The following is a 9,299-nucleotide window of genomic DNA, read 5'->3' on the forward strand; positions in this document are numbered from 1 at the left end:
TCGCTGCCCCCCACGGGGGGGCGCATGTCCTCTTGGGGCGGCCCGGCGAGGACATAATGCAATTTCCCGAATCCTGGCTACGCGCCCTCGTCAATCCGCCGTTGTCGACAGCCGAGCTCTGCCACCTGCTGACCATGGCCGGTCTCGAGGTCGAGGAGACCCGTCCCGCTGCCGCCGAGTTTTCCAATGTCGTCGTGGCGCGCGTGCTCTCGGTCGAGAAACATCCGGACGCCGACAAGCTCAAGCTCTGCAAGGTCGACACGGGCGAACATGGTGTGCTCGCCATCGTCTGCGGCGCGCCGAACGTCGCCGCCGACATGGTCGTGCCCTGCGCGCTGGTCGGCGCCAGGCTGCCGGGCATCGAGATCAGGAAGGCCAAGGTTCGCGGCATCGAGAGTTCCGGCATGCTCTGCTCGGCGCGCGAACTGGGGCTGTCGGAAGATCACGGCGGCCTGCTGCCGCTGCCGGCCGATGCGCCGATCGGTCGCAACGTGCGCGACTACCTGAACCTCGACGACACGTTGATCACCCTCAAGCTCACACCCAATCGCGCCGACTGCCTGTCGCTCTCGGGCATCGCGCGCGAAGTGGCGGCTCTGACCGGCGCGCCGCTGAAGCATTTCGCGGTAGAGCCTGTTGTGCCGGTGCATGACGAGATCCGCGGCGTCGTGCTCGACGTTCCCGCCGCCTGCCCGCGCTACTGCGGTCGCATCGTGCGCGGCGTCAACGCCAGGGCCGCCACGCCCGACTGGATGAAGCAGCGCATCGAGCGTTGCGGCATCCGCTCCATCTCGGCCCTGGTCGATGTCACCAACTACGTGATGCTCGAACTCGGCCAGCCGCTGCATGCCTTCGACGATGCGGAGTTGTCCGGCGCCATCCACGTCCGCTATCCCGCGCCCGGCGAGCAGTTGCTGCTGCTCAACGAGCAGACGGTCCAGCCTTCCGCCGATACCGCCGTGATAGCCGACGAGCAGGGTGGCGCCAGGGCGCTGGCGCTGGCCGGCATCATGGGCGGCGAGCATTCCGGCATCAACGACGCGACGACCGATCTCTTCCTCGAGAGCGCCTTCTTCGCTCCCGACGCCATCGCCGGCAAGGCTCGCGCGCTGGGTTTTTCCAGCGATGCGTCCTACCGCTACGAGCGCGGCGTCGATTTCAATCTGCAGCGCGTGGCCATCGAGCGCGCCACCCGGTTGATCCTCGACATCTGCGGCGGCAGGCCGGGACCCGTGGTCGAGGCCGTCGCGGCCGACGACTTGCCCAAACGCACGCCGGTGCGCCTGCGCAGCGCGCGTGCCGCCAAGGTGCTCGGCATCGTGCTGGCACCGGCGCAGATCGAGGCGCTGCTGACGGGGCTGGGCCTCGGCTGTGTCCGCGACCCAGGCAACGATGGCGACTTCGTCGTGACGCCGCCTTCCCATCGCTTCGACATCGCGATCGAAGAGGACCTGATCGAGGAACTGGCGCGGCTGCACGGCTACGACAACATCCCGGCGCCGCCACCCAAGGCGCGCATGGCCATGCTGCCGCAGACCGAGTCGCGGCGCAGCACCGCCGACGTACGCCGGATGCTGGCCGGTCGCGGCTTCCACGAGGTGGTGAATTTCAGCTTCGTCGAGGCGTGCTGGGAAGCCGACTTCTGCGGCAATGCCGCGCCCATCACGTTGGCCAACCCGATCGCCAGCCAGATGGGCGTGATGCGCTCGAGCCTGATCGGCGGCCTCGTCGGCAATCTGATCGCCAACCGCAGCCGCCAGGTCGAGCGCGTCCGCGCCTTCGAGATCGGCCGATGCTTCGAGGCCGATGCGGCGGGTACACCTGTGCCTGGCTTTAATCAGCCGCTACGCGTGGCAGGGCTGTGTTCCGGTACGGCGTTGCCCGAACAGTGGGGCGCCCCCTCGCGCGCCGTCGACTTCTTCGACGTCAAGGCCGATATCGAGGCGCTGGCGGCCCCGGTCGTCCTGCGCTTCGAGCGGGTCGCGCATTCGGCGCTGCATCCCGGGCGCGCCGCCACGGTCGTGCTCGAGGGCAGGGCCATTGGCGTGATTGGCGAGATCCATCCGCGCTGGGTACAGAAGTACGAGCTCGCGGGGCTAGGCGGGGCGCCAGTGGTGTTCGAGCTCGAACTGGAAGCGCTGCTGGCTCGTGCACTACCCGCGTATCGCGAGATCTCGCGCTACCCGGCGGTCACCCGCGACATCGCGCTCGTGGTCGGCCAGGAACAGGCGGTTCAACCGCTGCTCGATGCCTTGAAGGGGCGGGCGGCGGACATCGTGCGCAGCGTCGAACTGTTCGATGTCTACCACGGCAAAGGCTTGCCTGAAGGCAAGAAAAGCCTTGCATTTCGTATAGTTATGCAAGATACTCAACGCACCCTGTCAGATGGGGAGGTCGAGGCGACGCTTGCTGCGCTCGTCACGACTGCGCAAGCCGGCTTCGCCGCCGAACTGCGCAAATGACCAGGGTTCCGGGGGACAGAATGACACTAACGAAGGCTGAACTTGCCGACCTGTTGTTCGAGAAGGTCGGGCTCAACAAGCGAGAAGCCAAGGACATGGTCGAGGGGTTTTTCGAGGAGGTCCGCGATGCGCTGGAACGCGGCGATGGCGTCAAGCTGTCCGGCTTCGGCAATTTCCAGCTGCGCGACAAGCCGCAGCGGCCGGGGCGCAACCCCAAGACCGGCGAAGAAATCCCGATCACGGCGCGCCGCGTCGTCACTTTCCATGCCAGCCAGAAGCTCAAGACCTCCGTCGAAAGCCTGAAACATGGCGACAGCCAGCCATAGCCCGAGCAGCGATCTGCCGCCGATTCCCGCCAAGCGCTACTTCACGATTGGCGAGGTGAGCGAGCTTTGCGGCGTCAAGCCGCATGTGTTGCGCTACTGGGAGCAGGAATTCACCCAGTTGAAGCCGGTCAAGCGCCGGGGCAACCGGCGCTACTACCAGCACCACGAGGTGCTGCTGGTGCGGCGCATCCGCGAGCTGCTCTACCAGGAAGGCTTCACCATCAGCGGTGCGCGCAACCGCCTCGACGAGGGGCCGGACAAGGTCGAGCACCACGCCGCCGACGAGGCTGCCGCGTCAATGCCGTCGCTGCGCGCCGAACTCGCCGGAATCATCGAATTGCTGCGCATCTGAGCGCGGGCTGCTGATATAATTCGCGCCTCGTGTCGGGGCGTAGCGCAGCCTGGTAGCGCACTTGCATGGGGTGCAAGGGGTCGCGAGTTCGAATCCCGCCGCCCCGACCAGTAATACCAAGGGTTTCCAGTCACAAGCTGGAAACCCTTTTTTGTTTCCCGGCGTCCCGGGTATGCGTCAGGGTATCTTCCGCAGCAGGCTGAACAGGCCCAGCAGGAAGAGGGCGAAAAAGCACAGCAGAGACCATTCGGCGATCGACAGGCCGAGCAGCTTCCAGGCGGGATCGGAGCAGAGGCCGTTGGGCTGGAACAGCATCGGCACCAGGCGACCGGCCCACTCCACGAACGCCTCCCACCACGGCATCTCGGCGGCGCAGGTGGTGTTCGGTGCGAAGCGCTGGATCCAGACCTGATAGGCGGCGACACCGCTGCCGGCGGCGGCGATGGCCGTCATCGCCAGCGCGGCGATCATCCGCGCCAGCGGGCTTGCGGCGAGGACGAGGCCGCTGCCGGCAGCCAGCGCCAGCAGCAGGTAGAGCATGCGCTGGATGACGCACAGCGGGCAGGCGGCCAGGTGCAAAAGCTGCGCCAGAAGCACGCCGCCGCCGACCAACGAGAGGCTGACGCACAGCGCGACGGTGAAGGGCAACAGCTTGGGTTTGAGCGGATTTCTTGTCATCGCCCGGCGATCATACTCGCGGCGGGAGGCGGCATTGCCCGGCCCCGTTGTTCCGTGATCCGGTCAGAACAGGCTGGCGACGACGTTGCGGTCGCGCGCGGCGAGTTTTTCGAGGCCTTTGGTCACTTCGAGCGAGGCGCCCCATTTCATGACGTGGGTCAGGAAGGTGGTGAGCGCGAGTGCCAGGCCGTAGCCGGTTTCGCGCCACTCCTGACGAAACTCATCGAAGTTCAGCGTCCGGGCCGAGAGGCGGCCGCTTTTCATGGGCACCAGCGTGACCTTGTGGCCGTCGTTGCGGATCACGATGGCGGTGGTGCGGTGCGAATCGGTGACGACCATGATGCTCCCTTGTGCGTTCTTCTCGAGCGGATTTCGGCCGCTGGCAACGCGTCTTTGAGTCATCGCGATTGAAGCGCCGCACGCGATTTTGTTCAAGCCGGATTAGCGGGGGTTTACACCCCGACTTGCCAGTTATCCCGGCGCAGTCTTGGGAGCACGATGCCGAAAACAAGATTTCAGGAGGACGTTTCCATGGTCATCGAATCCGTTGAACTTGTCGCATTGCCCAATGCTCCGGTCTGGCAGGAAAAGATCTATCGTGCCCATCTCGACACCGGCGAGGATGTCGATCTTTTCCAGCAGCACTGGGACGTCAAGCTGCCGCCGGAGTCGCTCGTCGGGCTGACGCCGGAGGAGGCGATGCGCAAGCGCACGGAGAAGATGCTGGCCGCGGCGGCCGGCCACCACTGACCACGGAATAGGCCGCCGGCGTCCCGCTGGCGCCGACTTTTTGCTAGCCTAACGCCTCCATTCGAACAGCAGAGGAGGCAAGCATGGGCACGATGATCGAATTCGCGCGGCCTGACGGCGGCCATTGCCGTGGCTATTTCGCCGATGCCGGCAAGGAACGGCCGGCCGTCATCGTGATCCAGGAATGGTGGGGCCTCAACGAGCAGATCTGCGGCATCGCCGATCGCTTCGCCGCGGCCGGTTTTTCCGCACTGGCACCCGATCTGTTCCAGGGGCGCGTGACGCAGAATCCCGACGAGGCCAGCCACCTGATGAACGGCCTCGACTTTCCCGGCGCGACCCATCAAGACATCCGCGGCGCGGCAAGGCATCTCGCCGCCCTCGGTGGCAAGGTCGGCGTCACGGGTTACTGCATGGGTGGCGCGCTAACCATCGCCGCCGCCGTGCATGTGCCGGAGATCGCCGCAGCCGTCTGCCTTTACGGCATCCCGCCGCGCGACTTCGCCGATCCGGCCAACATCCGCGTGCCCTTCCAGGGGCACTTCGCCACGCGCGACGACTGGTGCACGCCTGCGGCCGTCGCCGAGCTCGAGGCGCGCATGCGGGCGCACGGTTCGGCGCCGGAAATCTTCCACTACGACGCGGCGCACGCCTTCTGCAACGAGAAGCGGCCCGAGGTGTACGACGCCAAGTGCGCCGCCGAGGCGTGGATGCGGACGCTCGCCTTCTTCGGCAAGCAGCTGCAGTGAGGTGAAGCGGAGCGTCGCGCCACCGCCGTGTCCCTGCGGCAGCGGCAAGGCATATGCGGCGTGCTGCGGCTTGCTTCATGCCGGTGCGCCGGCCGTCGACGCCGAGGCGCTGATGCGCTCGCGCTACAGCGCCTATGTGCTGGGTCTCGCCGACTACCTGCGCGCGACCTGGCACCCGGGCACCCGGCCGGCCGAACTGGATTTCGCCGGCGGGCCGAAATGGCTGGGACTGACCGTGTTGCGTCACGAGGTGACGGGCGATGACCGGGCCATCGTCGAGTTCGTCGCGCGCTACAAGGCCGGGGGCCGCGCGGGCCGGCTCGGCGAAGTCAGCCGTTTCGTGCGCGACGACGGCCGCTGGTACTACGTCGATGGCGATGTCGACTGAGGGGGCGCCGCGCTTCCTCTGCGACGCCATGCTGGGCGGGCTCGCGCGCTGGCTGCGCGCGGCGGGCTACGACACCCTGCTGGCAAGGCGCGAGAGCGACCGGGAACTGCTGGCGCTGGCCGCTGCCACCGGCCGACACTTCCTCACCTGCGACGGAACCATTCGCGAACACAAGGCAGCGCGCGGCGTGGCGCTGGTGCTGCCGCAAACGAAGCTCGACGACATCGCCGAACTCCTCGGCCGACACTTCGCCATCGACTGGCTGGCACGGGCCTTCACCCGCTGCGTCCTCGACAACGCGCTGCTGGAAGCGGCGACCGCCGAACAGGTCGCGAGTCATCCCCATCCCTTGCCGGGTAACGTCCTGCACTGCCCGGCTTGCGGGCGACTCTACTGGGAGGGTTCGCACCTGAGCCGCATGCGCCGGCGCCTCGAGCGCTGGCAGGCAGCCCGCTAAGCCGTGGCAAGGCCGCAGGGCGGCTCGCCACGGTCAGCCCGCGTCAGGTGCAACGACCCACTTTCCGCGTTCCGGTACGGCGGAACTGCAGCTGCGGTTCCTGCTGTGTCGATCCTTGAGTTCCGCCGAACTGGTTTTCGCCACCCCCGGTCGTCTGGCCCCCGAAGAGGGTGAAGCTCTGCTCTGTCGTCACTGCGGCATAGGCATCGGGCGTATAGACGCCGGAACAGGTGCCGCGGAAATGGCAGGCGGCCGAGCCGTCGCCGAAGGCCTGGACCAGTGCGGTGACCGCCGGGCTCTCGTAGGTATAAATTGCCAGCCCGTAGAACAGATTCAGGCCGAGCCCCAGGACTGCCGGCTCGCCATTGACGAAGAAACCGCTGTGGCCGACCTCGGTGGTGTCGGTCTCGACGCCATCGATGATGATGCCGCCCGAGGCGCGGTTCTGGAAGGCGATGTTGACCCGCCCGGGTCCGCCGGCGTAGGCGGCCAGGATGGTCGACGGGTTCGGATTGTCCGGCTTGCCGTTGAGGACGACCCTGGACGCGCCGCCGAACAGGTCGAGATAGACGTGGTTGGTCGCCAACACCTGCGCCCCGTCCTCGAGGACGATGTCGCCGAATATGGTCGTCAGCGATGCATTGTTGCCTGCGTCGACATAGCCGCCGGCCCCGATGCTGATGTTTCCGCCAGCGGCGATATCGACGTTGAACTGTGCGCCGACCACGTTCTCGATCATCACCTGCTGGCCGATCACCGACACGTTGGCGGCGCTGAAGGGATCGATGCCGCCGCCGCGGAAATGAACTGTGTTGCCGCTCATCGCGATGTCGTAGAGCGCTCCGGCACCATCCGTGGCCGCGAGCGGGGCGTCGATGCCCAGCAGGCCGCCCGCCGACAACAGCAGGTCTCCGCCGGTGGATGTGACCCCGTTGTAGATCATCAGGTCGCCGCCGGCCGCCAGGCTCAGCTGCTTGGCATTGCTGCTGATCGCGCCGACGACGTTCATGCTCGATCCTGCGGAAACGCTCAATGTTCCCCCGGTCACCCAGTTGCCGATATCGCTTCCCGCGGCGACCGCACCATTCGCGGTGAAGCTGATGCTGCCCTTCGCCGCGCTGAAGTCGTAAATGTTGCTATCGAGGTTGGCGTTGCCTGCGGTCTGGTAGCGGACGTTGCCATAGCCGGGCGTTGTGCTGAAGTCGGCCAGACGGACATAGCTCGGCTCCATGCCTGCATTGGTCTGGCGGATATCGATGCCACCAAAATTGCCGCCACTGACCTCGGCCTCGATGTAGAAGGCATTCACGTCGGCGCTGATCGCGATCCCGTCCAGGGAACTCATGCCGGTGGAGTAGAGATACACCGTGTCAGCCACGAAATTGTCGGTGAATGTTCCGTTGTTGTCGACGATGCGCCCCCTTGTGAACACGTCGATCGTTCCCGTGGGCGCCTTGACCAGCGAGGCGAAGATATTGCGGCCGGCTTTGAAGGTGACGTTGGAGCCGACGTTGGATACCCAGAGGGTCGATGTGGCATCCATCACGATGTCGCCATAACCGGACGTTACGTTGGACGCACCGTCCCAGCCGGCGTAGGCGCTGAAACTGCCGCCGATGGTCATCTTGGCATTGTTGAACTTGATGTGTCCCGATTCGGCGCCGTAGGCGCTGCTTCCCCTTGACCGTAGCGTCAGATTGCCCGAGTTGAGACTGGTGTATATCCCCGGCACGACCTCGATGCCGCCGCCACCGGACGTGTCGATGGTCACCGGACCGCCGGAAAGGGCGCTGTCGATGGTGGTCCAGTACGCGCTGTCGATGGTGATTTCCGCCGGGTCGAGCAGGAGCATGCCGGCCTTGCCCCTGGGGGCACGGCGATCTGCGAAGCCGGTGAAGTCCAGCGTCTGTTTTCCGGAAACCTCGACGAAGCCGCCGTCCCCGCCCTCGGCGCCGCCGCGGGCGGAGATATCGCCGTAGGCGCGGGTCGTATCGTCGGCCCAGACGATCACCGTGCCGCCATCGCCGACTTTTTTGGCGTCGGCGACGAGGCGGCTGTTCGGCCCGAAATAGGTCCTCTGCGCATTGCGCACGGCGGGATTCCTGCCCTGGTAATCGCCGCCGACCATGATCCGGCCGCCGCCCCGCTCGCCGCTGGCGTCGATGCGCGCGCGATCGGTCAAGGTGACGGTGTCGCCGAGTACTTCGACCCGGCCGCCCCGGGTTCCGGTCGCGACGATGCGGCCGTTGCCATCGACGTAGGCATCCCGGCTCGCCCGCAGGAAGACCTTGCCGCCTTGCGCAACAGCGCTGCTCGCATTGAGCAGCCCCGAGTTCCTGACGACCACGCCCGCCATGCCTATGCGGCCGGCCTCGGCAGCGATGGTGCCGAGGTTGGTGGTGTTACCCGCGGCGCCGGTGATCTCGACCTTGATGCCCGGCGTTGCCGTGTCGACGAGATTCACGGTTTGCCCGGCAGCCAGAATCACCTCGCCCCTGGGCGAATTGATGATGCCCTCGTTGCCGACGTTGGCCCCGATCAGATAGACGGAACCGCCGGCCGGCGTCGTGATGCTGCCCTGGTTGGTGACATCGCCGCCGGCACCCGAGAAAGTCAGCCGCCCGGCCAGGAAGTCAGCATCACGGACGGCCAGGGTGGAAGCGACGAAGCCGGCGGTATCTACCGTTCCTCCCGGCCCGACGAGGATGCCGGCCGGGTTGACCAGCCAGACCTTGCCGTTGGAGGAGAGCGAGCCGTAGATGGCCGAAAGTCCGCCGCCTGCCAGCACGCGGTTGAGCACCGAACTGGATGCGGATGACTGAATGAAGCGGACCGCCTCGCCCGCCGGGATGCCGAAGCGGTTCCATTCCAGGATCGCGCCGCTGGAATTGGTGACGGTTAGAAGCTTGCCGACCTGGTTGAAGGAAGCCGTCCCGTTGGCGAGCCGAGCCAAATCCGCAGCCGTCGCGGACCATGCCGGACCGACAGCGAAGCAACCTGCTAATGCGGCCGCGAGGATGGTTCCCCTGCCGATGAAATGGGGTGCGCGTCGATGGCCCATGGTACGTCCTTCCGGAAATTCAGGAACTTACTTTTACAAAATACATCCGATCGGCGGACTTTTCCACCCCGGATGT

At 66.2% G+C, this 9,299-nt stretch carries 10 protein-coding genes and 1 tRNA gene; 8 read left to right on the forward strand and 3 right to left on the reverse strand.

The window, feature by feature from the left end; all coding sequences use genetic code 11:
- Positions 1 to 56 precede the first annotated feature (56 nt).
- The 4 genes from pheT (at position 57) to EJE94_RS09675 (ending at position 3,250) form a co-directional block, all read left to right on the forward strand.
- On the forward strand, positions 57 to 2,462 hold the full coding sequence (gene pheT, locus EJE94_RS09660) for a phenylalanine--tRNA ligase subunit beta (RefSeq protein WP_121240981.1): 2,406 nt from the start codon (positions 57 to 59) through the stop codon (positions 2,460 to 2,462).
- 20 nt (positions 2,463 to 2,482) lie between these two features.
- Complete coding sequence (locus EJE94_RS09665) at positions 2,483 to 2,788, forward strand: integration host factor subunit alpha (RefSeq protein ID WP_121240983.1); 306 nt, start codon at positions 2,483 to 2,485, stop codon at positions 2,786 to 2,788.
- Complete coding sequence (locus EJE94_RS09670) at positions 2,769 to 3,140, forward strand: MerR family transcriptional regulator (RefSeq protein ID WP_121240985.1); 372 nt, start codon at positions 2,769 to 2,771, stop codon at positions 3,138 to 3,140. The genes EJE94_RS09665 and EJE94_RS09670 overlap by 20 nt, the downstream gene beginning before the upstream one ends.
- A 33-nt stretch (positions 3,141 to 3,173) precedes the next feature.
- Positions 3,174 to 3,250 (forward strand) — tRNA-Pro (locus EJE94_RS09675).
- A 67-nt stretch (positions 3,251 to 3,317) separates the two neighbouring features.
- On the opposite strand, the gene EJE94_RS09680 is transcribed toward EJE94_RS09675, so the two are convergent.
- The gene (locus tag EJE94_RS09680) at positions 3,318 to 3,818 is read right to left on the reverse strand and encodes a disulfide bond formation protein B (RefSeq protein WP_121240987.1); all 501 of its coding nucleotides are present in this window, start codon (positions 3,816 to 3,818) and stop codon (positions 3,318 to 3,320) included.
- Positions 3,819 to 3,881: 63 nt separating this feature from the next.
- On the reverse strand, positions 3,882 to 4,157 hold the full coding sequence (locus EJE94_RS09685; protein ID WP_121240989.1) for a hypothetical protein: 276 nt from the start codon (positions 4,155 to 4,157) through the stop codon (positions 3,882 to 3,884).
- A gap of 192 nt (positions 4,158 to 4,349) precedes the next feature.
- Here EJE94_RS09685 and EJE94_RS09690 point away from each other — a divergent pair, with 192 nt between their 5' ends.
- The 4 genes from EJE94_RS09690 to EJE94_RS09705 all read left to right on the forward strand — a co-directional run bounded on the left by EJE94_RS09690 (position 4,350) and on the right by EJE94_RS09705 (position 6,162).
- On the forward strand, positions 4,350 to 4,568 hold the full coding sequence (locus EJE94_RS09690) for a hypothetical protein (RefSeq protein ID WP_121240991.1): 219 nt from the start codon (positions 4,350 to 4,352) through the stop codon (positions 4,566 to 4,568).
- Positions 4,569 to 4,651: 83 nt separating this feature from the next.
- Entirely contained in the window at positions 4,652 to 5,317 is a 666-nt protein-coding gene (locus EJE94_RS09695) for a dienelactone hydrolase family protein (RefSeq protein WP_121240993.1), read from the forward strand.
- A gap of 1 nt (position 5,318) precedes the next feature.
- Complete coding sequence (locus EJE94_RS09700; RefSeq protein WP_121240995.1) at positions 5,319 to 5,705, forward strand: YchJ family protein; 387 nt, start codon at positions 5,319 to 5,321, stop codon at positions 5,703 to 5,705.
- The gene (locus tag EJE94_RS09705) at positions 5,689 to 6,162 is read left to right on the forward strand and encodes a Mut7-C RNAse domain-containing protein (RefSeq protein WP_243642576.1); all 474 of its coding nucleotides are present in this window, start codon (positions 5,689 to 5,691) and stop codon (positions 6,160 to 6,162) included. The genes EJE94_RS09700 and EJE94_RS09705 overlap by 17 nt, the downstream gene beginning before the upstream one ends.
- A 43-nt stretch (positions 6,163 to 6,205) precedes the next feature.
- Here EJE94_RS09705 and EJE94_RS09710 read toward each other — a convergent pair whose 3' ends face one another.
- Positions 6,206 to 9,115, reverse strand: a complete 2,910-nt coding sequence (locus EJE94_RS09710; protein ID WP_165904798.1) for a two-partner secretion domain-containing protein — start codon at positions 9,113 to 9,115, stop codon at positions 6,206 to 6,208.
- Positions 9,116 to 9,299: the final 184 nt, after the last annotated feature.

It is taken from the genome of Sulfurisoma sediminicola (genome assembly GCF_003865015.1).
Taxonomy (GTDB): domain Bacteria; phylum Pseudomonadota; class Gammaproteobacteria; order Burkholderiales; family Rhodocyclaceae; genus Sulfurisoma; species Sulfurisoma sediminicola.